The following is a 20,690-nucleotide window of genomic DNA, read 5'->3' as shown; positions in this document are numbered from 1 at the left end:
GTCTTGCGACGGCATCCGGCCCGCCGCCATCTTCACGCGAAATGACATGACGTCAAGGGGGAGTTAAGCCATGCGCTCGTTCATCAGGCTGGTGATCGTTCTGGCCGTTATTGGCGCGGCCGGCTTTTACTGGCTGACCATTCCCGAGCGCATCTATCCCTCGACGCTGCCCGAACACGAGGCAGATCTCGCCAACGGCGCGCGTCTCTTCTGGGCCGGTGGGTGCGGCTCCTGCCATGCCAAGGCCAAGGCGACGGGCGAGGAAAAGCTGAAGCTCGGCGGCGGACAGGAACTGGTGACGCCGTTCGGCACGTTCCGCGTTCCCAACATCTCGCCCGATACCCGCACCGGCATCGGCGGCTGGTCGAAGGCCGATTTCGTGACCGCTATGGTGAAGGGCGTCTCGCCGGACGGGCGGCATTACTATCCGGCTTTTCCCTACACTTCCTACCAGCACATGCGCGAGACCGATCTCATCGACCTGAAGGGTTTTCTTGACGGGCTGCCGGCCGTTTCGAATGTCGTGGGGCCGCACGATCTGTCGTTTCCCTACACTATCCGCCGTGGGCTCGGCCTGTGGAAGCTGCTCTATCTCGACGGCAAGACCTTCGAGCCCGATCCCGATGTCAGCGACGAGATCAATCGCGGTGCCTATCTGGTCACCGGGCCGGGGCATTGCGGGGAATGCCACACGCCGCGCGACTTTATCGGCGGCCTCAGGATGGACCGCTGGCTTGCTGGCGGCCCGGCACCGGAGGGCGACGGTTTCGTGCCCAACCTGACGCCCGATCCCAGCGGGCTCGGCGCGTGGAGCAAGGCCGATATCGCCTATGCGCTGGAAACGGGGTTCACGCCCGACTACGACACGCTCGGCGGGTCGATGACATCGGTGCAAGAGAACATGGCCCATCTGCCGGGCGAAGACCGCGCGGCGATCGCGGCGTATCTGAAGTCGATCCCGCCATTGCCGAGCGAGAAGAGCGGGAAGTAGCGGCGGGCGCGACGGCACGCCCGTCCGGTTTGAGGTTCCGCTTCATTATTGGATCTCTCCGGCGTCATCCCGGAAGCGACCCGGCCCGAAACCGCTTGCTCCGGCATGACAGGATTGGCGTCAGTCTTCTGCGCTACCCGGCCACCTGTTCCTCGATCCAGTCGCAGAAGCTCTGCGCGCCGCCGGCCGTCGGCAGGACGATGAGCGCCGGTTCGTCGTAGGGGTGGTACTTCCTGATCGTCGCCATCACCGCGTCGCTGCGGGTCTGCATAGTCTTGGCGATGAAGACGATCTCGGTGTTCTCCTCGACGTTGCCCTTCCACACATAGACCGACTTCATGCCGGGAATCATGTTGACGCAGGCCGCGAGCCGCTCACGCACGAGGACGCCGGCCGCCGCACGGGCCGAGGCCGTATCGGGGAAGGTGGAGTAGACGAGGACGGGGGTATCGTCAGCCATTTGAGTCTCCCGGAGGACAGGGGCTGGCTCCTTCGGGAAAAGGAGCCGTTGGAATGACGTTCCTTTCGACCATCGGCTTTCGCGGCAGCAGGATCAATTGCTCACTTAACCACAGGGCGCATGGCAGATATTCCTTTGCTTCGTCGGTCCCCTTCTGGCTAAAGGTGGGGCGGGCGCGGCATACTCGCGCCGGCTTCAAAGGCCAGACAGGATCATCCCATGACCAGCCCGCAGGGCAAATTCATCGAGAAGCTCGCCTTCGTTTCCAGCCGCACGGCGGAGGCGAAGGCTGCGCGTGATCATCTCGCCACCCTTTACGGCGATACGCCGGCGAAGGCCGCGGACGTGATCGTGGCGCTGGGTGGCGATGGGCTGATGCTGCAGACCATGCACCGCTTCATGAACTCGCATGTTCCGATCTACGGAATGAATCGCGGTTCAGTCGGCTTCCTGATGAACGAATACGCCGAAGAAGGTCTGCTTGACCGGATTCGCAAGGCCGTGACGACCACCATCCACCCGCTGTTGATGGAGGCGGTCGATATCGACGGCGAGGTCTACACCGCGCGTGCGATCAACGAGGTCTCGATGCTGCGCCAGACCTATCAGGCTGCGAAGCTCAAGGTGACGGTCGACACCCGCGTGCGGCTGGAGGAGCTGATCTGCGACGGGATTCTGGTTTCCACGCCCGCCGGTTCCACCGCCTACAACCTGTCCGCCCACGGGCCGTTGCTTCCCATCAATTCGCCGCTTCTGGCGCTGACGCCGATCAGCCCGTTCCGCCCCCGCCGCTGGCGCGGCGCCTTGCTGCCCAACCGCTCGAACGTCCGCATCGATGTTCTGGAACCCGACAAGCGCCCGGTGAGCGCGGCGGCCGACCATATCGAGATCCGCAACGTGCGCAGCGTGTCGGTGGCGGAGGACTGGGACGCCGAAAGCCTGATCATGTTCGATCCCGACCACGGCTGGGACGAGCGCATCCTGACGGAAATGTTCCGCTACTGAGGAATGGTGCGGAGGTGCCGGCGGGGCGCGCGGCAATACCCTTCGTTAACGAAACGGGCCCATACTTCGCGATCGAATGCCGGAGATGGCCAATAATCGCGCGTTCGCGACGGCAGATCTGGGCAGACCATGGTGCCGCGAGGGATTGGATATGAACGACCGCGCTGCCGACGGTGACTTCGAAATCATCACGCCGCCGGTCAATCTGCGTTCCAAGGTCCGCAAGCTCAGCCGGCGCGAAGAGGCGAATTTCGACCCTGTCGCGGCGGCGGAAGCCGCGCTTGCGAAGCTTTCCACGAATTTCAATTCCTGGATGGAACAGGAAACGGAATCGCTGCGCGTGACCTGGGTCGATATCGAAGAGAACGGTCTCGACGAGGAACGCCGCGACACGCTTTTCCGACATTCGCACGACATCAAGGGCCAGGCCGCCACGCTCGGCTACCCGCTTGCGGGGCATATCGCCGACAGTCTGTGCCATTTGCTGGAAACAGTGCAGGACGTTGCGCTTGTGCCCGAGCGCCTGATCGAACAGCATATCCAGGCGATCCGCGCCATTGTGGCGGAAGACGCGCGCGATGAGGCGGACCTGATCGCCAACGCACTGGTCAAGCAGCTCACCGACGTTACCGCCGATTACATTTCCAGCATCGAGGCGGACCTTCCGCCGCGCGCGGACCTGGAAGACGACTGAGGCGGACCGCCCGCTCTCGAATACCCTTCGGTTTCGAAGTCGCCCCCTTTCCCCGTCATTTCCCCCTCATTAGGTGCTGTCCTTTCCTCGAGGGAGCGGCCCCTAATCCAGCGTCCGGCGGAAGCGGGTGACGGCGATGGTCATCGCGACAAGCGTCAGGGCAGTCAGCATCATGGCCGGGTGGGCGATGTCGGTGAGCCCCGATCCCTTCAGCATGATGCCGCGCACGATGCGCAGATAGTGGGTCAGCGGCAGCGCCTCGCCCACCCATTGCGCCCAGACCGGCATGCCTGCGAAGGGGAACATGAAGCCCGACAGCAGGATGTTGGGCAGGAAGAACATGAAGCTCATCTGGATCGCTTGAAGCTGGTTCTGCGCGAGCGTGGAGAAGGTGTAGCCGATCGACAGGTTCGTCGTGATGAACAGCATCGACAGGCCTGAGAGCAGCAGCAGGCTTCCCTCCACCGGCACGTCGAAGATCAGGTAGCCGGCGATGAAGATCAGCGCCGCCTGCAGGAAGCCGACGAGGATGTAGGGCGCGATCTTGCCGAGCATCACCTCCAGCGGGCGGATCGGCATGGAGAGAAGGTTCTCCATGGTGCCGCGCTCGATCTCGCGGGTGACCGAGAGCGCGGTGAAGATCAGCATGGTCATGGTCAGGATGGTGCCGAGAATGCCCGGCACGATGTTGAGCCGCGTCACGCTGGCCGGATTGTAGCGGCGGTGCTGGCGGATTTCGAAGGGCGCGGATGTCTGCGCCTTCGGGATGCCGTGAAGCCCCGCAAGGGCATGGGAGACGACGCCGGAGAGCGAGCCCAGCGCGGTGCCGGAAGCGACCGGATCTGTGGCGTCGGCGGCGATCAGCAGCGAAGGTGTCTCGCCCCGGCGCAAGGCCCGCTCGAAGCCCGCGGGGATCTCCACCACGAACTGCACGGTGCCCGCGCGCAACCAGTGATCCACCTCCTGCTCGGTTCCGGCAATCCGGGTGACGGAGAAATAGGAGGTGTTCTTCAAGGCGGCGACGATGGCGCGCGAAACGTCGGTGTTCTCCTGCGAGAGCACCGCCGTCGGCAGGTTTTTCGGCTGGGTGTTGATGGCGAAGCCGAACAGCAGCAGCTGCATCAGCGGAATGAAGATCATCGTCGCGAATGTCACCCGGTCGCGGCGAAGCTGCAGGAATTCCTTGATGAACATGGCCCATAAGCGGGCAAGGCCGGGCAGCCGGATGTGGCGTCTCGCGGTTTGTGGCACGGGCACGGGGTCGCCGGTCATTGGAAGTTGTCCTGCGAGCGGCTCATCAGATCGATGAACACGTCCTCCAGCGTCGCGCCTGACGAGGTCCATGTGAAGCGGGTATCGCCGCGCCAGGGGGCGATGGCGGCTTCCAGCGCACCGTGGTCGCGCCCGGCGACGTGCAGCGAGGAGCCGAAGGGAGCAACCATGTCGATCCCGTCCGCCGCCAGCAGCTTGTCGGCCAGATCGTGCAGGTCGGGGCCGGAGACGGTCCAGGTCTCAAGGTTCGCCGAGGCGATCACTTCCTCCACTGTGCCGCGCGCCAGCAGCGTGCCGTAGGCGATATAGGCGATCTCGTGACAGCGCTCGGCCTCGTCCATGTAGTGGGTGGAGACGAGCACCGTCAGCCCGTCGGCGGCAAGGCCGTGGATCTCGTTCCAGAAGTCGCGCCGCGCCTTGGGATCGACACCGGCGGTGGGCTCGTCGAGCAGCAGCAGGTCGGGAGAGGGGAGGATGCAGGCGCCCAGCGCCAGCCGCTGCTTCCATCCGCCCGAAAGCTCGCCCGCAAGCTGCTCCTCGCGGCCGGAAAGCCCGAGCCGCGCGATGGCCTCGCGCGCCTGCCGTTTCGGGTTGGCAAGGCCGTAGAGACGGGCCACGAATTCCAGGTTCTCGCGAATGGAGAGGTCCTGATAAAGCGAGAAGCGCTGTGTCATGTAGCCGACGCGCGGCTTGATCTTGTCGCTTTCGGTCAGAATGTCATAGCCCAGGCACGTGCCATGGCCGGCATCGGGGGTGAGCAGTCCGCACAGCATGCGGATGGTGGTGGTCTTGCCCGATCCGTTGGGACCCAGAAAGCCATAGATCTGGCCGCGCTCCACATGCATGGAGAGATCCTTGACGACCGTCTTGTCGCCGAAGGATTTTGTCAGGCCTTCCACCTCGATGGCGATTTCGGGAGCGGCGGTCATGATGCGCTCCCCGGGATTTGCAACGTGTATCGATCCCTCCCGTTTCTCATGATCGCGTGTCCCGCACCACGCTTACAGGCTGGCCGACGCGCAGCATGTCCGGCTTCTCCGGCACCGCCTCCACGCGGAAGACCAGCTTGGCGCGTTCCTCCAGCGAATAGATGACGGGCGGCGTGTACTCGGCCTCCTCTGACAGGAAGTCGATGGTCGCGATGGTCGGTTTGCAGCCGTCGCAGGTGAGGGTGACCTTGTCGCCCACCTGAAGGCTCGGCAAGACGGCCTCGGGCACGAAGAAGCGGATCTTGAGGGCAGAGGGGGGAAGCAGCGCGACGACCGGGTTGCCGGCGCTCACCACCTCGCCCTTGCGGTAATAGACCTCCTGAACGGTTCCCGTGGCGGGAGCAAGGACCGAGTGCTTGCCGGCCTGAAGGCGCATCTGTTCCAGATTGGCCCTGGCTTGGGTCAGCGCCTGTTCGGCCTTGTTGAGATCCGGCTGTCGCGCGGGCAGGCGGGCCACGGCGATCTGGTGGTGGATCTGCTCCAGTTGGGCCGTGTCGCGGTCGAAGGCGGCGCGCGCCTGATCGAGCACCGAGGTCGCCGTCGTGCCCTTGGCGACGAGCGTCTTTGCGCGCTCGTAGTCAAGCCGCGATTCCTCAAGCGCCGCTTCGGCCGCCTTTTTCTGCGCGATCAGAACGTCAATTTCCTCGGGGCGCTGACGGGGCGCGCGTGCCGTTTCAAGCTGGGCTTGCGCCTGAGCGACTTCGGCCTGTGCCGCGCTCACCTGTGCGTCCGCCACATCGCTGTCCACGGCGAAGAGCGGCTTTCCTTCCTCGATGCGATCGCCGCGCCTGACCGAGAGCGCGGTGAGACGACCGGTCGTCTCCGGCGCGATGAACAGGCTGTCGGCCTCGACCCAACCCTGCCATGCGGCTGGAGTATCGCCTGGGCGAAGAAGAAACCACCACGTGCCGGCGCCGATGGCGGCCGCGATCACGAGCAGAAGGAGCACGACGCGTTTCATGGCCGATCACCGCTCTTTGGGGAAGGTGGGCAGTCGGGGCGGTCCGGGTTGACGAGGAGGTCGCGGAAGGCGGCAAGCATGCCCTTCACATCGAGGTGCTGGTGGTTTTCGAAGAGCGCGTCCCAGGTGATGCTCATCAGCAGCGGCGCCATGACGAGCTGGGGAAAGCGGGCGAGCGCGTCGCTTTTCAGTTCGCCGGTTTCGAACCCGCGCCGGCCGAGCCTGGCCATGACGTCGAGCCCGTTGCTGACGATATCGCGGTAGTAGAATTCGGCGATTGCGGGAAAGCGCGGGCCTTCCTGCATCAATAGGTGCAACAGGTGTTTGCGGCGGGTGTTGAGGATTTCGCGCACGAAGAGCGCGTGAATACGGCGCAACACCTCTTCCACCGGCAGCTCGGGCAGGGATGCGGCCGCTTGCATGCCGCCAAGCACCGGCTGGGCGGCCTCACGCAGCAGCTCCACGAACAGGGTCTCCTTGTCCGGGAAGTAGAGATAGATCGTACCCTTGGCGATGCCGGCGCGTCTGGCGACATCGTCCAGCCGGGTCTGTGCGAACCCCTTTTCGGCGAAGATGTCGAAGGCCGCATGCAGGATTTCGCTCCTGCGGACCTCCGCGCGGCGCTCCTTGTCCGATTGCCGGCGCGCTGTCCCGGAGCGTGCCGCCGTCGGCTTTCCGGCTGCCTTGTCGATATCGCCGTCGCCGGGCGTGGAGGGTGTTTTGGCCAACGGATTTCCTTCCGGCATGCATGCATCCGCCTGTCTGGCGTTCCGGCCAGTCGGGCCATCAGGTCGGGCAGAAGCGAGCGGTCCGGCGATCGGCTGTCTGCTGGTGACAATTCAACTGACTGACGGGTCAGTCGGACCATAACGCCGCGTTCGCCACAATGCAATGAAAATGACTGGCCGGTCAGTCAGTGCTTTGATGGACGGGGGTCGACAGGTGAACAGGTGGGCAATGAGCGCAAGGAGAAGGCGCCCGGCGTCGGCTGTGGGGAAAGCGCGTTGGGTCGGCCAAGGGGAAAGTGCGCTGCGTCGGCCACGAGGGTCACGGACGCGCCGGCTGCATGCACTATTGCCCGAGCGAGGATGCCTGCCCGTGGCGATTCCGGCCCGGACGCCCCGGTCGATGCCCGACGCTCAACGCGCGTCGGGGCGCTGGAGGTGCTTTTGAAAGAAGGCGGAGACCGCCAAATTCAAACGGTCATGGAAACCTGCGCGATCGAAGCCGGCCGGATCCGTGCAGATTTCCGCAAGAGACGCCCGCATCGCTTCGGGGCAAACGGCCAGAAACGCGAAATGGCTGGAACCCGGAACGACGCGGAACTCGGTGCCGGCCGGCAGGTTGGCGGCAATGGCATCCACTTCCTTCGGCGAGACGCCGTCGCCGCCGTCTTGCGATCGCCACAGTTGCACGGGGGCGGATATGCCGCTCAGGGTGCGGGCGGTGGGGAAGACGCCGGCCAGCGGATCGGCGATCACGAAGGCCTTGATCCGTCCGTCGTGAACCCATGGTCCGGTGGGTGCCAGGTCGGGGTCGACAAGAGCGCAGCTTTCGCCGGTCGGGTCGTCGCAATGCGTCCGCATCGCCTTGAAATCCGGCTCCGCGCCGGCGAGCACAAGTCCGGTGTAGCCGCCGCGCGAGAAGCCGAAAAAGCCGATTTCTTCGGGATCGATCATTGCCGCATCCGGCGCCTCGGCCAACATGAAATCGATGAGGCGGCGGATATCCTCAGGACGGTCGACGAGGGAGGTCAGGCTGTTCGCCCGCGCCGGATCGAAGGTCAGGGCGTTGTCGTCGGGATGGTTGAGTGCCGCGACGATGAAGCCGGCATCGGCAAGGGCTGCCGCCGTGTCGCGGTGGCTGAGATAGGTCCCGCCGTACCCGTGCGACAGAACGATCAGCGGATGCTTCCCGCCCGCCACGGGACAGTCGCGGACCGCATCGAGAACGAACGGGCCGAGCTTCACCTCACCAGGGGGGCGATCGCAGGGCGACCATTGCAGCACCTTCATCGCCGGTCCTGCGGCTCTGGCCGGAACCTCGAGGCTCTTCAGACCGGCGGCATGAGCCGTGCCTGCGCAAAGGAGCAGACCGGAGACACAAAGCGATTTCCAGATTGCCATCTCGGGTCTCTCTCGACACGTGAAATGAGATCAATGCGGTTTCCGATGATCTCATAACGATGCGTCAGAGCCGCGACAAGGCTCTCTCGGAGGATCCCCGGTTCCCGGCTCGCTCCCGGGCGCGTGGTGCTATCGGGCCTGCGCCATCGCGGGCCAGCGCTTTGCGATCATCGCGTCGTCGAGGCCGTAGACGGAGCGGAGCAGGTCAGGGGCGACGATCGCGTGCGCGTCGTCTCCCGTGGCCACCACCCGCCCGCGCTGCAGCACGATCAGCCGATCCGCATAGGAGGCGGCGAGTTCCAGATCGTGGAGCACCACGACAACGCCGCCGCCGCGTCGCGCAAAGCCCGTCGCGATCTCCAGCACGTCGATCTGGTGGCGGATGTCGAGGCTGGATGTGGGTTCGTCGAGGAAGAGATAGCGCGGGCCGTCTTCGGCAACCGGCTCCCAGACCTGCGTCAGCACGCGGGCCAGATGCACCCGCTGCTGTTCGCCGCCCGAAAGTGTCTGGTAAAGCCGGTCGGAAAAGCCCCGCATGCCGACGAGATCGAGCGCATCCTGCGCGATCGCGCGTTCCGATGGGCGGCGCTGGCCGGCCCTGAGCCCGAGTTCCACGACTTCCGCGACGGTGAAGGGAAAGGACAGGACGGAGGACTGGGGAAGCACCGCCCGCCGCCGCGCCAGTTCGCCCGCGGAAAGCGTGTCGATCGCGCGCCCGGCAAGCATCACCGTGCCGCCATCGGGGCGCAGCTCGCCGGTCAGGCATTTGAGTGCGGTGGACTTGCCGGCCCCGTTTGGGCCGATCAGCACCGTGAGCTTTCCCGCGGGCGCTGCAAGCGAGACATTATCCAGGATGGTCGCCCGGCCCAGACGAAGGGTGAGGTGGTGTGCTTCGATCATGGTCGCCGCTCCTATATGTCGATGACCGAGCGGCGGCGCAGCAGGATCGAGATGAAGACCGGCGCGCCAATGACGGCGGTGATGATGCCGATGGGAAGTTCGGCCGGCGCGACCAGCAGGCGGCTGAGGATATCGGCGAAGATCAGCAGCGCGGCGCCGAGCAGGGCCGAGGCCGGCAGCAGCAGGCGGTTGTCGGCGCCCAACACCTGTCGAAGGATGTGCGGGACGACGATGCCGACAAAGCCGATGACCCCGGCGCCTGCGACGGCGGCTCCGGTGGCGGCAGCCGCAAGCACCACGATCCAGCGTTTCAGCCGTTCGGGGGAATAGCCCATGTGAAAGGCTTCCGCCTCGCCCAGCAGCAGCGCGTTGAGCCCGTTGCCGATGAAGGGGAGGGCGAGGACGGTCATGAGCACGAAAGGCGCGATGCCGGCAACCCGCGTCCATGTCGCCCCGCCGAGCGATCCCATGTTCCAGAAGGTGAAGTCACGCAGCTGCGTGTCGTCGGAGTGGAAGACGATGAGGCCCGTCAGCGCCATGGCGAGCGCGGCGAACGCGATGCCGGCCAGCAGCATGGTGGCGACTGACGTGCGGCCCGCGCGGGTGGCGACGGAATAGAGCGCCGTCGTCACGACAAGGCTGCCGAAAAAGGCGGAGACGGGCAGCAGATGCGGCACCAGCCATGCCGGCAGGGCCAGTCCCGCCCCGGCGATGAGCACGATCACCGAAACGGCGGCGAGCGCCGCGCCGGCCGAGATGCCGATCAGCGCCGGATCCGCCAGTGGATTGCGGAAGAGCCCCTGCATCATCGCGCCCGCCATCGCGAGCCCGGCACCGACCATTATGCCCATCACCGTGCGCGGCAGGCGGATGTCGAACAGGACGACGCGATCGCGCAGGGTCGCTCCCGTTTCCCATCCGAGCGCCTGGCCGACAGCCTTGAACGCCCCGTTGAACGAGACGTCCGTCGCGCCGATCGTTGCCGAGGCCACGATTGCCGCGGCAAGCAGCGCCACCAGCACCGGTATCGACATGCGTCGCCGCCACGCGCGCCTTTCGGCCACCGATGCCGTGCCAGCGTTCTCATCGGGGATTGCGATCACCATCGGTCGGTCCTTGCGCAAGCCGTCACTCGGTGAGCGTGCCGATACGGCGCGCCAGCTCGCGTATCGCGGCCGCCGTGTGGGGGCCGAAGCCGAGCAGGGTCTGCCCGTCCACCGTGACAATGCGGTCGTTCTTGCCCGCCGGCGTCAGCTCGATGCCGGGCAGCGCGCGGATGTCGTCGCTCGGATCGACGCCCGGCCGCGTCATGGCGACGATGTAGTCGGGTGATGCCGCCACAAGCGCTTCCGCGTTGACCGGCTTGTAGCCGTCGAAGGACGCCAGCACGTTGTGACCGCCGGCCAGGTCGATGACCGCGTCTGCTGCGGAATGGGAACCGGCGGCCAGCATGCGGCCGCTGCCAACCGACAGCAGAAACAGCACGCCCGGTTTCGTCTTCGCCTTGGCGACGGCCTTGGCGGTCGCCTCGAAGTCGGCGGAAACCTCCGCCTTCAGCGCGTCGGCGCGGGCGGGCACGCCAAGCGCCTTGCCGACCACGGTGATCTTTTCCAGTACGCCTTCGGCGCTGTGGCTTTCCGGCACTTCTGTGAAGGGCACCGCACTCGCCTTCAGGACCTGAACGGCCGGCGGCGGGCCGGATCCCTCGATCGCGAGAATCAGGTCCGGATCGAGCGCGAGAACGCCTTCGGCAGCGAGCTGGCGCATGTAGCCGACATTCGGCAGTTCGCTCGCCTCGCGCGGGTGGATGCTGGTCGTGTCCACCGCGACGAGGCGTTTCTGCTGGCCGAGCGCATAGACGATTTCGGTCACCGAGCCGCCGATGGAGACGATGCGGGAAGGGGCGCCGGCCGCAGCGGACGTATCGGCGGCGAAGGACGTGGGGGAGAGGCCGACAAGGGTGAGGACGGCGAGAACGGCGCCTCGGGACGGGCGGCGCAGGCGAGAGGCGATCATGTTCACACTCTTGCTAACAGGTGGGCTTGCTATCGGGTGGGCGGGCCATCAGGCGGGGTTGCCATCAGGCGGGGTTGCCATCAGGCGGGACGGTTCACTTGGTCAGGATGAGCTTGTTCAGCCGGGTGATCGTCAGCCGGTAACAGGCGCCGCCGTGCATGATCCGAAGTTCCCGCTCTCCCTTGAAGAGGGTCTCGCTGTCGAGGGTTCTCGGCTCTTCCGCGATCTTCCGCGCAGGCTTGGTCGGGGCTTCGCCGCTGGGGCGCAGTGAGTGACGTGTCATGACCGCGTCTCCGTAGTTGGATGCGAAATCTCCCACCGGTACATATCGATCAGGGCGTTCCATGCCTTCCTGTGCTCCAGCTGTCGGATTTGAAGGATTCCAATGTAAGTGTTTCTCAACACTGTATTCTTGACTCAAATACTCATGTTTATGTAGGAAGGCAATGACCGAGGTGTCGAGTCTTTGAAATTCGCCGGAAACGGAGGGGGTTCACGAGGCCGGCGTCTTGATCCGGGGGTAGCAAGCGAACACTGGACACGACGGACGTAGTCGCCAGCCAAGCCCTTTGGTCCACGATTTACGCGAACCAGAGAAGAGCGACGATGCGTCTGATGAATTGGCGAATGGCCTCGTTTATGGCCGCGACCGCACTGGCCGGTCTGGGTACGGAACACGCGGTGATGGCGCAGGAAACAGGAACGATCCTGCTGGACACGATCACGGTGAGCGCCACGCGAACCGAAGAGGCGGCGATCAATGCGCTGGCTTCCGAAAGCGTGGTGAGCGCCGAGACGGTCGACCTGTCGGGTGCCGACAGTCTCGGCGACGTGCTGAATTCGGTTCCCGGTCTCGAGGTGGAGCAGGTGGCCGATTCCCCCGGCGTCGCCATCAACATTCGCGGCCTATCCGGGTTTGGCCGGGTCGCGGTCAATGTCGATGGCGCGCGGCAGAACTTCCAGGCGAGCGGCCACAGCCTGGCCGGCGGATCCGTCTTCTTCGAGCCGGAATTCCTCGACACGGCGACGGTGACGCGCGGTCCGGTCGCCAACGCCTACGGGTCGGGTGCGATCGGCGGCGTCGTCAATTTCGAGACCAAGAAGGCTTCCACCTTCCTCAAGCCGGGCGAGACGTGGGCGGCGGAGAGCTTTTCGCGCTTTTCCACGAACAATGGCTGGGCGCAGGGGGCGACGGGAGCCACGCGCATCGGCGAGGCGTTCGGTCTGCTGGGCAGCGTCGTCTACCGCAAGAACTGGCGCTACGAGAACGGCAATGGCGGCGAGGTCTACAATTCCGCCAACGAAATAGCCTCGGGCATGGTCAAGGCGGAGATCGATCCGGGCAACGGCCATTCACTGGAACTGGGCGCGATCACCTACTACACCGACTATTCCTCCGGCGATCCGACCACGACCAATTACGACAACGAGGTCTCCGACAACACGATCAGCGCCAAATACCGCTATCGCGCACTCGACAACGACTGGTTTGACATCGCCGCGAGCGGCTACTGGACGAACACCAAACTCGACCAGACCTATCTCACCGGCTCGCTCGCCGGCGGGGACCGCAGTTTCCGCATCGACACCTACGGTCTCGACGTCAACAATACCTCGCGTTTCGCTACCGGCAACTTCGCGCACGAGACAACGGTCGGCTTCGATGGCTTCTTCGACTATGTCGACGTCACGGACGTTTCCGGCGGCAGCGCCGATTTCTACACCCCGAACGGCCAGCGCAAGGTCTATGGCGCCTTCGTGCAGCATCGCATCGACTACCAGAACGTGGTGGAGCTGATCGCGGGGCTGCGCTACGACGCCTATTCGCTGCAGGGCATGGGCACGGAATCCTCCGGCGACCACGTCTCACCCAAGATCACCGTGGGCTTCTCCCCCTTCGAGCGCACCTTCCTCGACGGGCTTCAGCTCTATGGCACCTATGCGGAGGGTTATCGCTCGCCGTCGATCACCGAGACGCTGATTTCCGGCACTCATCCCGGTGGCTACCTCGATTTCCTGCCGAATACGGATCTCAAGCCGGAGACCGCCCACAACAAGGAAATCGGTATCAACTACCGGCGTGACGGCCTTATCCGGCCAAACGACCGGATCAGGTTGAAGGCGGCCTATTTCCACAACCGCGTGGACGACTACATCGACGCGGCGCTGCAGTCGAGCGGCTGCACCAACACCATGACCTTCATGTGCTACCAGTACCAGAACATCGCAAACGCCCTCATCGAGGGCTGGGAACTGGAAGCCAGCTACGACTTGGGCTGGATGTTCCTCGGTCTTTCCGGTCAGCACCAGCGCGGCGAGGACGTGGATACGGGCGACTATCTGACGACCATCCCCGCCAACCGGCTGCTGACCACGGTCGGCTTCCGCCCGCTCGCCGATGTCGATGCGACTGTCGGCTTCCAGGTCGATGCGGTCGATTCGCAGAAAAGGTCGGACACGCCGGCCAAGGGCTATGGCCTGGTCAATCTTTTCGCCACCTACAAGCCGCGTGACGATCTGCAGCTCGGTCTGAACGTCGACAATCTCTTCGACCACCAGTACCAGCCCTATCTCGACTCCGATGCGGGAGCGGGGCTGGCGGTAAAGTTCACGTTGCGCGCCCGTCTGGGCGGCTGACAGACGATCGCAGGCGCGCTTTTCCGCGCGCCGTCGATGACGATAACCAGTGCCGGGGCGGTTCGACCGTTCCGGCACGCGCCGCGCAAAGGCGAAGGGACACGGGGTGATGCAAGCCCCTGCCTGGCGCACGCGGCCGACGAAGGAGTTCTTGTCCATGCACCAGTGCGATGCGACGTTCCGCCAACCGAAAGGCCAGCCCATGAGCGGCAGCAGCCGAGCCCGCCTTACTTCCCTTTGCGCCGCCGCCGCTCTGGCGACGGGGCTTGCCGCGATCGGCCCCGCCATTGCCGCGGATGGCCAGATCACGCTGGAGCTCAACGGGGCCTCCACCGTCGGCTCGGCCTGCCAGGCGACGCTTGTCGCACGCAACGGCTTCGACAAGGCGCTGTCCGACTTCGGCCTTGATATCGTGGTCTTCGACGCGGCCGGCGGCGTCTCCGACATGTCCGCGCTGAGCCTTGGTGCGATGCCGGCCGGCAAGACCCGGGTTCTGCGTTTCAACATCGCCAAGCGCGCGTGCGACAAGGTTTCCGCCGTTCTGGTCAACGACGTGCGCACCTGCAAGGGAGAGGGGGTGGACCCGGCTTCCTGTCTTGCCAACCTGAAGACAAGCAGCCGGATCGACATCGGCCTCAGTCTTTAACACCGGTTCGAAGGCCCCGGCCCGGGTTGCCGCAAGCCAGCAGCCGGACCTCCGGCTTCAGCCATTAGGAGTTCGCCATGAATTCGTCTGGTCTGCCGCCGTTCCTGGCGGACATGTTCGCCCCGATCCTTGAGCTCGCGCGCACCGGGGGCCCGGTGGTGGTGCTTCTGGGAGCGCTGTCGGTGATCACGCTCGCTCTGGCGCTCGCCAAGCTCATCCAGTTCCACGCCGCCGGCACCGGGCGTCACGTCAACGCGCGCAAGGTCCTCAGGGTCTGGATCTCGGGCGAGCGCGAGACGGCGATGCAGCATGTAGGCGGTGAACGTTCGGTGCTGGGCGACGTGCTCGTCCATCTGGTGCGCGGTGCCAGCAACGGCCGGGGCACCGAGGCCCAGCTGCGCGAGGACATCGAACGCGTCTGCCTCAACAAGCTCGCGCACCTGCGCTCGTTCCTGCGTCCGCTCGACATGATTGCCCAGACCGCGCCGCTGATCGGCCTGTTCGGCACTGTGCTGGGCATGATCCAGGCGTTCCAGTCCATGCAGGGGGCGGGTGCGAATGTCGATCCCTCTGTGCTGGCAGGCGGCATCTGGGTGGCGCTGCTGACCACCGCCGTGGGGCTTGCCGTCGCTATCCCGACCTCTGTCTTCGTCGGCTGGTGCGATGGTCGCATCGAGCGTGAGCAGCAAGCGATGGAAGACCTCGTCACCGCATTCTTCACCGGCAAGCCGACCGAAGCCGCCCCCGTGGGTGTCGTCGATCTCGCCAGCCATGGACGCAGGCATGCGCATTAGTCATTCCAAAACCAGACGGCGACCAATCGGACTGACGTCGCTGATCGACGTCATCTTCCTGCTGCTGTTGTTCTTCATGCTGGCGTCAACGTTCTCGCACTACCAGGCGTTGCCCCTGTCGGGCGGCGGCGGAACGGCGACAACGGCTACCAACGCCCCGCGTCCCGCCCTCCTGCGCATCCATGGCGAAGGCCGGATGGATCTCAACGGCCGGCCGGTGACGCTTGAGGATCTTGCTTCGCGTCTGGCGGAGCTGAAGGAAAACGACATCGCGAAGGTGGCGATCCTGTCGGGTGAGAAGGCCAACGTGCAGGACGTGGTAAGCGCCATGGATGCGGTGGAGGCCGCCGAGCTTTCCAGCATTCTCGTTGCGGGGAGATAGCGATGCGGATGCACGAACCCATGGAACGGGCGCGGACCGACAACACCATCGCGCTGATCAACGTCGTCTTCCTGATGCTGATCTTCTTTCTTTTCGCCGGATCGGTGGAGCCCAACGACGCCCATGACGTCAACCCGCCGGACGTTTCGGTGGAACGCGCGAAGACCGACACGGGCGGTGCGCTGGTGATCTTGAGCGATGGCACGATGACGCTGCGCGGCAAGACGATCGCGCCCGATGCGCTGGTGGCAACGCTTACAGCCGGCGGCGAGGAAGAGCGAGCACAGCCCTTGCGCATTGTTGCCGACAAGTCGCTGCCCGCCTCCGCCTTGAACGGGATCCTCGTCAGTGCCCGCGAGGCGGGGCGCGAGCGGATCGTGCTCGTCGCGCGCCAGGCACCCGGTGATGCGGGTGCGGAGGCGACTGCGCAAGAGGGCGCCGCGACGGCGTCTGCGCCCGAACCCGGTGCGGGAGCGGGCGAATGAGGACGCGTCCCCTGCTTCTCGGCTGTTTCGCCGCCTCGTTTGCCATTCATCTGGCGGTCGGCGCGCATTACGATTTCGGTGGTGCTCCCCTCATCGAGCGGTCCGTCTCGCCCGGCGGCGAGCATGCCCGTGTCGGCGATATGGAGGACCTGTTCGAGGGCACGAACGTATCCAGACCGGTGGAGCCGCTGCCGGACGAGGAGATCAAGCCGGTCGAGGAGGCGCCGGTGGAGGAGGTGCCGGTCGAGGAAGTGACCGAGGAGCTGACAGAGGAGGCGAAACCGGTCGAGGAGGCGGAGATTGCAGAACCGCAGCGGGTCGCGACGGTGAGCCCCATCCTTCTCGACGATGCGGAGCCGGTCATGCCGGCCCCCGAGGTTGTGCCGAAGCGGCCGGAGGTGCCGGTGGAAGAGATCCTGCCGGACGAGCAGATCACCGAGATCGAGCCTGAGATGGCGCAGCCGGTGGAGCCGGAAAGCGTCGTCGCCGATATCGTCACGGCGCCCGTTCCCACGCTGAAGCCGGAGGTCGAGCGGCCGAAGCGCGAGGTGACGAAGAAACGTGTCGTGAAGAGGAGCAAGCCGGTCAAGCGCGGCAATTCCGATCGCGACCAGGCGCGCGGGCAGTCGGTGGGAGCCAGAACCGCGGAACGTGGCGATGGGGGCCGCAAGGCGACGTCGAATTATCTTGGCAGCGTCAATGCCCGCCTGCAGCGCGCCAAGCATTATCCGCGCCGTGCGCGCGGCGCGGAAGGTGTCGTGCGGGTGAGCTTCACCATAGCACGCTCCGGCGCGGTCAGCGGCCTGCGGGTGGTTCGCTCCTCGGGCAGTGCCGAGCTCGACAGCGCGGCCATGGAGAACGTGACGCGGGTCTCTCCGTTCCCGGATTTTCCGGACGAAATGACCCAGAAGTCGCAAACGGTTACGGTGCCATTCCGCTATCAGGCGCCGTGAATGATCCTGACAGAAACAAGGAAACCACAGCATGTATATCGCGATGAACCGCTTTCGGGTGAAATCGGGCCACGAGGAGGAATTCGAGACGGTTTGGAAAAATCGCGACCGCCATCTGAGCGAGGTTCCCGGCTTCGTGGAATTCAAGCTCCTGAAGGGGGCGGAAGTGACGGAAGAAACCGAGGAACCCCACACCCTCTTCGCCTCGCACACGCTTTGGGCGAGCTACGACGATTTCATCAACTGGACGAAGTCGGAAGCCTTCCGCGCCGCGCACAAGGGGGCGGGCGATCGCAAGCCGATCTATGTCGGCGGGCCGCATTTCGAAGGCTTCGAGGTTCTGTTGACGGAAGTCCGCTGAGGCCGGATGGCGTGTGGCTGAGGCTTTCGGAATGAGCCTGCAGGCCCGCGAAACCGCTCTGCGCCCTCCGCCGTCATTGCCCGGCTTCGTCCGGGCAATCCATTGCTGGCCACCGCATGCGCGGAGAGGCCGATAGATCCCCCGGACAAAGCCGGGGGATGACGATGGAACGGGAGGTGATCGCCGCCATGGCCCGGTGCCCGACGAAACGTGTCGGAGGGAGGTTTTTTCTCCCGGTCGCGCCTCAGGAAACCGGCGTCCGGAGCGGCTGCGGGCCCTTCGGCTGGTAGGGCTTCACTTCCGGCTGCTCCGGCGACTTGGACGTGTTCTGCGGGGCTTCGAAATCGACGAAGACCGGGTTCGGTTCATGGTTCAGCGCCGCGCCCGTAGCCATGTCCACACCAACGCCTATCACGCCGCCGAGGAGCACGTTTCCAGCCACACCGGCCGCGCCGCCGCCCGAGACCTTGGTCTTGACGTCGACCGTCTGCGGCTCGTAGCCCTCCTTGGTCATGGTGACCTGAAAGGCCTTCTTGCGCGGAATATCCATCGTGCAGGGCGTGACGCAGGCGAGGCCGATCGTCGTTTGCGCCTTGGCGCCATCGGGACTGCTGTGGAAGGAGACCTGTTCCTCGGTCCCCCGGGTGACGGTGCCGCACGCGGCCAACCCGCCCGCCAGAAGCAGGCTTGCGAAAATACGGATCAAACTGTTGCCCCCCAAGGCAAATGAGCAAAATACGTTCAGGGCGCATCCGGGGTAACCGGGGCGCCGCGCGGGAATATGAGAGTAGTACGTTGCGTAAATCAACGTATAACTGGGGGCTGTCGCCCCGATGCGGCATCTTATCCCTTCGTTTCTCCCGCGCATCGAGGAGGGAATGATCGACCTTTCCGGAATGCCGCTCTCGCTCGCCATCGTGCTTTTTGCCGTTGCCGCCGGCGTCATTACGCTTGCCGGCGTGCGGCTTTCTTCGGTCGCGGACGAATTGGCCGACCGCACGGGCATGGGCGAGGTGGTGGCCGGCGCGCTGTTCGTGGGGGCGGCGACGTCGCTGCCCGGTGCGTTCACATCGGTGACGGCGGCGGCGGAAGGGGCGCCATCGCTGGCGGTGGGCAACGCGCTTGGCGGGCTGACGGCGCAGACCGCCTTCATCGCCGTCGCCGATCTGGTCTACCGTCAGGCCAATCTGGAACACGCCGCGGCCAGCGTCACGGGGCTGGCGCAGGGCGTGTTGCTGGTCGTCCTCATCGCCTTGGCGCTCTCCGCTTCCAGCACGCCCTCCGTCACGCTGTGGGGCGTCCACCCGGTTTCGATCCTCATTCCGGTGACCTACGCCTTCGGGCTGCGGCTCCTGATGCAGATCGAGACACGGCCGATGTGGCGGCCGGTGATTACCGACAAGACACGCGAGGCGGTTTCCCTGCCGGATAGGCGCCCGGGGGCGGCGAGCGACCGTTCGCTATGGCTGCGCTTTGCATTCTTCGCGACGATGACGGCCCTGTCGGGCTACCTTATCGGCGAGGCGAGCCTCGTGATCGTGGCGAAGACCGCGTTATCGGAATCGGTGGTGGGAACCGTGCTTGCCGGCGTTGCCAATTCCCTGCCGGAACTGGTAACGGCGATCGCCGCGGTGCGCATCGGCGCGGTGAGCCTGGCGCTCGGCGACATCATCGGCGGCAACGCGTTCGAGGTGATGTTCCTGTGTGCCGCCGACATGGTGCATTCCGGCTCGATTTATGACGCCATGACCGACCGCGACCGCACGACCGCGCTGATCGCCATCATCATGACCGGGGCCCTGCTGCTCGGCATGCTGAGGCGCGAGAAATACGGCGTTGCCAGTATCGGCTTCGAAAGCGCGCTGGTGCTGGCACTTTATGCCGGCTCGCTGGTGTTGCTGTTCGTGTGAAGGCCAGGGCGCGTGAAGGCCAGGACGTGTGAGAGCCAGGGCGCGTGAGAGACAGGGCGCGAGACCGGCGCATGCGTGCGGGCCGCCTTCGCGCGGCGTTGCGCTGTCTGCCGTTGCAAGCTGCTTCGGGCGCCGGCCTGTTGCAGCTTTTTCACGCGCTTTCGCCGTTTCGCTGCGCTTCCTCGGCGAGCAGCCGGCCAAGCGGGGTGAGCCGCAGGCTGCCGGCGATCTGTTCGACGAGGCGCAAACGCAGGAGGCTCGTTCCCGTTGCCAGCGAAACATGGTGGCTCTCGCCCTGATGCCGCCAGCCATTGCGCACGCGCCAGAGTGGCCGCTCGCGCAGGGACGCCAGCACGTTCAGCTGCGTGCGCGTCAGATCCGAAAGTGCGATCTGCTTGTCGGCCGGTCCCGTGTCCATCGCGCACCCTCCCGTGACGGATGGGTTATCCTAGCGTAAATTTCACGAATGGTCAGCGCAATGCGCGCGGCCCCCATCCCCCGGGCAAGGGCCGGCGCCCTCCCGTCATCCCCCAGAGCACCGCGGCCAGCCGGCCGGAAACCCGCCACCGCGCCTCAGCGGAGCGTTTTCCGGCATCGGGCCAGGGCTGGTTCGGGCTGGTCTGGTCGGCTCTGGGCGCCGCTTTCGTCTATGCGATCGCTTCTGCGGAAAGCCCGATCAACGCGGTCGGCCAGATCGGAGGCTACCTGTCCACCTATCTCGGCTTCGGGGCGTCTGTGCTCGGCGTCACCATCTGGCAGCGCAGCCAGGAAAAGCGCAACGGTAGGGCCTGACGGGCAGTCTCAAGGGGCATGGCATGGCCGACGAGCAGAGGCGCTGGATCTTGTTGGTTCTGGCCGGATATCTCGGTCGGCAACCTCATCACGATCGGCGGACTGATCGTCGGCCTGGCGCTCGGCTGGCAGAAGTTCGATTCGACGCTGGAGGATCACGCGCGAAGGCTGGCCGCGCTCGAGACGGCGGAGCGTGAGCGGCAGGTGGACCGGGTGAGCCAGGTGCAGTTGCTCACGGAGCTGCGGTCGGACCTGAAATATCTGCGCGCGGCGGTGGAGCGGATCGAGGCCGAGCGAGGGCGGTGAAGCATCACAG

The 20,690-nt window shown here is 65.3% G+C and carries 25 protein-coding genes; 13 read left to right on the top strand and 12 right to left on the bottom strand.

Annotated elements, in window-relative coordinates; all coding sequences use genetic code 11:
• The first annotated feature begins 70 nt into the window (after window positions 1-70).
• Window positions 71-991: a c-type cytochrome gene (locus C8N35_RS09670; RefSeq protein WP_107989468.1), complete on the top strand. Its 921-nt coding sequence runs from the start codon at window positions 71-73 to the stop codon at window positions 989-991.
• A 133-nt stretch (window positions 992-1,124) separates the two neighbouring features.
• Here the strand turns inward: C8N35_RS09670 and cutA are convergent, their stop codons facing one another.
• The gene (cutA, locus tag C8N35_RS09665; protein WP_107989467.1) at window positions 1,125-1,451 is read right to left on the bottom strand and encodes a divalent-cation tolerance protein CutA; all 327 of its coding nucleotides are present in this window, start codon (window positions 1,449-1,451) and stop codon (window positions 1,125-1,127) included.
• Window positions 1,452-1,670: 219 nt separating this feature from the next.
• Here cutA and C8N35_RS09660 point away from each other — a divergent pair, with 219 nt between their 5' ends.
• Together C8N35_RS09660 and C8N35_RS09655 are read left to right on the top strand one after the other, a co-directional pair.
• Window positions 1,671-2,456 (top strand): NAD kinase, encoded by a 786-nt coding sequence (locus C8N35_RS09660; RefSeq protein ID WP_107989466.1) that lies wholly within the window; start codon window positions 1,671-1,673, stop codon window positions 2,454-2,456.
• Between the two features lie 151 nt (window positions 2,457-2,607).
• Window positions 2,608-3,150, top strand: coding sequence for an Hpt domain-containing protein (locus C8N35_RS09655; RefSeq protein ID WP_107989655.1), 543 nt, complete (start codon window positions 2,608-2,610; stop codon window positions 3,148-3,150).
• Between the two features lie 102 nt (window positions 3,151-3,252).
• Here C8N35_RS09655 and C8N35_RS09650 read toward each other — a convergent pair whose 3' ends face one another.
• From C8N35_RS09650 to hemP, 9 genes are all read right to left on the bottom strand, one after another.
• A complete protein-coding gene (locus C8N35_RS09650; protein WP_245926750.1) occupies window positions 3,253-4,344 on the bottom strand; it encodes an ABC transporter permease in 1,092 nt (363 codons plus the stop codon).
• 74 nt (window positions 4,345-4,418) lie between these two features.
• Window positions 4,419-5,351, bottom strand: coding sequence for an ABC transporter ATP-binding protein (locus tag C8N35_RS09645; protein ID WP_107989464.1), 933 nt, complete (start codon window positions 5,349-5,351; stop codon window positions 4,419-4,421).
• A 46-nt stretch (window positions 5,352-5,397) separates the two neighbouring features.
• A complete protein-coding gene (locus C8N35_RS09640; RefSeq protein ID WP_107989463.1) occupies window positions 5,398-6,372 on the bottom strand; it encodes an HlyD family secretion protein in 975 nt (324 codons plus the stop codon).
• Window positions 6,369-7,100, bottom strand: coding sequence for a TetR/AcrR family transcriptional regulator (locus C8N35_RS09635; RefSeq protein WP_245926741.1), 732 nt, complete (start codon window positions 7,098-7,100; stop codon window positions 6,369-6,371). The genes C8N35_RS09640 and C8N35_RS09635 overlap by 4 nt, the downstream gene beginning before the upstream one ends.
• 411 nt (window positions 7,101-7,511) lie before the next feature.
• On the bottom strand, window positions 7,512-8,498 hold the full coding sequence (locus C8N35_RS09630) for an alpha/beta hydrolase family protein (RefSeq protein ID WP_107989461.1): 987 nt from the start codon (window positions 8,496-8,498) through the stop codon (window positions 7,512-7,514).
• A gap of 129 nt (window positions 8,499-8,627) precedes the next feature.
• Window positions 8,628-9,398: a heme ABC transporter ATP-binding protein gene (locus C8N35_RS09625; protein ID WP_107989460.1), complete on the bottom strand. Its 771-nt coding sequence runs from the start codon at window positions 9,396-9,398 to the stop codon at window positions 8,628-8,630.
• 11 nt (window positions 9,399-9,409) lie between these two features.
• On the bottom strand, window positions 9,410-10,504 hold the full coding sequence (locus C8N35_RS09620; RefSeq protein WP_107989459.1) for a FecCD family ABC transporter permease: 1,095 nt from the start codon (window positions 10,502-10,504) through the stop codon (window positions 9,410-9,412).
• A 22-nt stretch (window positions 10,505-10,526) separates the two neighbouring features.
• Window positions 10,527-11,414, bottom strand: a complete 888-nt coding sequence (locus C8N35_RS09615; protein ID WP_107989458.1) for a heme/hemin ABC transporter substrate-binding protein — start codon at window positions 11,412-11,414, stop codon at window positions 10,527-10,529.
• Window positions 11,415-11,508: 94 nt separating this feature from the next.
• Complete coding sequence (hemP, locus tag C8N35_RS09610; protein WP_107989654.1) at window positions 11,509-11,697, bottom strand: hemin uptake protein HemP; 189 nt, start codon at window positions 11,695-11,697, stop codon at window positions 11,509-11,511.
• Window positions 11,698-12,041: 344 nt separating this feature from the next.
• On the opposite strand from hemP, the gene C8N35_RS09605 reads away from it, so the two are divergent.
• From C8N35_RS09605 to hmuQ, 7 genes are all read left to right on the top strand, one after another.
• Window positions 12,042-14,051: a TonB-dependent hemoglobin/transferrin/lactoferrin family receptor gene (locus tag C8N35_RS09605; RefSeq protein WP_170122060.1), complete on the top strand. Its 2,010-nt coding sequence runs from the start codon at window positions 12,042-12,044 to the stop codon at window positions 14,049-14,051.
• A gap of 202 nt (window positions 14,052-14,253) precedes the next feature.
• On the top strand, window positions 14,254-14,697 hold the full coding sequence (locus C8N35_RS09600; protein ID WP_146177365.1) for a hypothetical protein: 444 nt from the start codon (window positions 14,254-14,256) through the stop codon (window positions 14,695-14,697).
• A 77-nt stretch (window positions 14,698-14,774) separates the two neighbouring features.
• Window positions 14,775-15,491, top strand: a complete 717-nt coding sequence (locus C8N35_RS09595; RefSeq protein WP_107989455.1) for a MotA/TolQ/ExbB proton channel family protein — start codon at window positions 14,775-14,777, stop codon at window positions 15,489-15,491.
• Window positions 15,481-15,873, top strand: a complete 393-nt coding sequence (locus tag C8N35_RS09590; RefSeq protein ID WP_210203466.1) for an ExbD/TolR family protein — start codon at window positions 15,481-15,483, stop codon at window positions 15,871-15,873. The genes C8N35_RS09595 and C8N35_RS09590 overlap by 11 nt, the downstream gene beginning before the upstream one ends.
• Window positions 15,874-15,875: 2 nt before the next feature.
• Window positions 15,876-16,358 carry an ExbD/TolR family protein gene (locus C8N35_RS09585; RefSeq protein WP_107989454.1) on the top strand — a complete coding sequence of 161 codons (483 nt, stop codon included), beginning with the start codon at window positions 15,876-15,878 and terminating at the stop codon, window positions 16,356-16,358.
• Window positions 16,355-17,311, top strand: a complete 957-nt coding sequence (locus tag C8N35_RS09580; RefSeq protein ID WP_107989453.1) for a TonB family protein — start codon at window positions 16,355-16,357, stop codon at window positions 17,309-17,311. Before C8N35_RS09585 ends, C8N35_RS09580 begins: the two co-directional genes overlap by 4 nt.
• Before the next feature lie 31 nt (window positions 17,312-17,342).
• Window positions 17,343-17,672, top strand: a complete 330-nt coding sequence (hmuQ, locus tag C8N35_RS09575) for a heme-degrading protein HmuQ (protein ID WP_107989452.1) — start codon at window positions 17,343-17,345, stop codon at window positions 17,670-17,672.
• A gap of 244 nt (window positions 17,673-17,916) precedes the next feature.
• Here the strand turns inward: hmuQ and C8N35_RS09570 are convergent, their stop codons facing one another.
• Window positions 17,917-18,378 carry a translation initiation factor 2 gene (locus C8N35_RS09570; RefSeq protein ID WP_107989451.1) on the bottom strand — a complete coding sequence of 154 codons (462 nt, stop codon included), beginning with the start codon at window positions 18,376-18,378 and terminating at the stop codon, window positions 17,917-17,919.
• A 172-nt stretch (window positions 18,379-18,550) separates the two neighbouring features.
• On the opposite strand from C8N35_RS09570, the gene C8N35_RS09565 reads away from it, so the two are divergent.
• Complete coding sequence (locus tag C8N35_RS09565; RefSeq protein ID WP_107989450.1) at window positions 18,551-19,582, top strand: sodium:calcium antiporter; 1,032 nt, start codon at window positions 18,551-18,553, stop codon at window positions 19,580-19,582.
• 151 nt (window positions 19,583-19,733) lie between these two features.
• Here the strand turns inward: C8N35_RS09565 and C8N35_RS09560 are convergent, their stop codons facing one another.
• Window positions 19,734-20,000, bottom strand: coding sequence for a hypothetical protein (locus tag C8N35_RS09560; RefSeq protein WP_107989449.1), 267 nt, complete (start codon window positions 19,998-20,000; stop codon window positions 19,734-19,736).
• Window positions 20,001-20,020: 20 nt separating this feature from the next.
• On the opposite strand from C8N35_RS09560, the gene C8N35_RS09555 reads away from it, so the two are divergent.
• Together C8N35_RS09555 and C8N35_RS09550 are read left to right on the top strand one after the other, a co-directional pair.
• Entirely contained in the window at window positions 20,021-20,374 is a 354-nt protein-coding gene (locus tag C8N35_RS09555; protein ID WP_107989448.1) for a hypothetical protein, read from the top strand.
• A gap of 18 nt (window positions 20,375-20,392) precedes the next feature.
• Window positions 20,393-20,680, top strand: a complete 288-nt coding sequence (locus C8N35_RS09550; protein WP_107989447.1) for a hypothetical protein — start codon at window positions 20,393-20,395, stop codon at window positions 20,678-20,680.
• The last annotated feature ends 10 nt before the right edge of the window (window positions 20,681-20,690 follow it).

The organism is Breoghania corrubedonensis (genome assembly GCF_003053845.1).
In the GTDB taxonomy this organism is placed as follows: Bacteria; Pseudomonadota; Alphaproteobacteria; order Rhizobiales; family Stappiaceae; genus Breoghania; species Breoghania corrubedonensis.
This window is presented reverse-complemented; position numbering and strand designations above follow the sequence as displayed.

Coding starts and splice junctions, on each gene's coding strand:
- C8N35_RS09670 (WP_107989468.1), top strand. CDS start 71: ATGCGCTCGTTCATCAGGCTGGTGATCGTTCTGGCCGTTATTGGCGCG.
- cutA (WP_107989467.1), bottom strand. CDS start 1,451: ATGGCTGACGATACCCCCGTCCTCGTCTACTCCACCTTCCCCGATACG.
- C8N35_RS09660 (WP_107989466.1), top strand. CDS start 1,671: ATGACCAGCCCGCAGGGCAAATTCATCGAGAAGCTCGCCTTCGTTTCC.
- C8N35_RS09655 (WP_107989655.1), top strand. CDS start 2,608: ATGAACGACCGCGCTGCCGACGGTGACTTCGAAATCATCACGCCGCCG.
- C8N35_RS09650 (WP_245926750.1), bottom strand. CDS start 4,344: ATGTTCATCAAGGAATTCCTGCAGCTTCGCCGCGACCGGGTGACATTC.
- C8N35_RS09645 (WP_107989464.1), bottom strand. CDS start 5,351: ATGACCGCCGCTCCCGAAATCGCCATCGAGGTGGAAGGCCTGACAAAA.
- C8N35_RS09640 (WP_107989463.1), bottom strand. CDS start 6,372: ATGAAACGCGTCGTGCTCCTTCTGCTCGTGATCGCGGCCGCCATCGGC.
- C8N35_RS09630 (WP_107989461.1), bottom strand. CDS start 8,498: ATGGCAATCTGGAAATCGCTTTGTGTCTCCGGTCTGCTCCTTTGCGCA.
- C8N35_RS09625 (WP_107989460.1), bottom strand. CDS start 9,398: ATGATCGAAGCACACCACCTCACCCTTCGTCTGGGCCGGGCGACCATC.
- C8N35_RS09620 (WP_107989459.1), bottom strand. CDS start 10,504: ATGGTGATCGCAATCCCCGATGAGAACGCTGGCACGGCATCGGTGGCC.
- C8N35_RS09615 (WP_107989458.1), bottom strand. CDS start 11,414: ATGATCGCCTCTCGCCTGCGCCGCCCGTCCCGAGGCGCCGTTCTCGCC.
- hemP (WP_107989654.1), bottom strand. CDS start 11,697: ATGACACGTCACTCACTGCGCCCCAGCGGCGAAGCCCCGACCAAGCCT.
- C8N35_RS09605 (WP_170122060.1), top strand. CDS start 12,042: ATGGCCTCGTTTATGGCCGCGACCGCACTGGCCGGTCTGGGTACGGAA.
- C8N35_RS09600 (WP_146177365.1), top strand. CDS start 14,254: ATGAGCGGCAGCAGCCGAGCCCGCCTTACTTCCCTTTGCGCCGCCGCC.
- C8N35_RS09595 (WP_107989455.1), top strand. CDS start 14,775: ATGAATTCGTCTGGTCTGCCGCCGTTCCTGGCGGACATGTTCGCCCCG.
- C8N35_RS09590 (WP_210203466.1), top strand. CDS start 15,481: ATGCGCATTAGTCATTCCAAAACCAGACGGCGACCAATCGGACTGACG.
- C8N35_RS09585 (WP_107989454.1), top strand. CDS start 15,876: ATGCGGATGCACGAACCCATGGAACGGGCGCGGACCGACAACACCATC.
- C8N35_RS09580 (WP_107989453.1), top strand. CDS start 16,355: ATGAGGACGCGTCCCCTGCTTCTCGGCTGTTTCGCCGCCTCGTTTGCC.
- hmuQ (WP_107989452.1), top strand. CDS start 17,343: ATGTATATCGCGATGAACCGCTTTCGGGTGAAATCGGGCCACGAGGAG.
- C8N35_RS09565 (WP_107989450.1), top strand. CDS start 18,551: ATGATCGACCTTTCCGGAATGCCGCTCTCGCTCGCCATCGTGCTTTTT.
- C8N35_RS09560 (WP_107989449.1), bottom strand. CDS start 20,000: ATGGACACGGGACCGGCCGACAAGCAGATCGCACTTTCGGATCTGACG.
- C8N35_RS09555 (WP_107989448.1), top strand. CDS start 20,021: ATGGGTTATCCTAGCGTAAATTTCACGAATGGTCAGCGCAATGCGCGC.
- C8N35_RS09550 (WP_107989447.1), top strand. CDS start 20,393: ATGGCATGGCCGACGAGCAGAGGCGCTGGATCTTGTTGGTTCTGGCCG.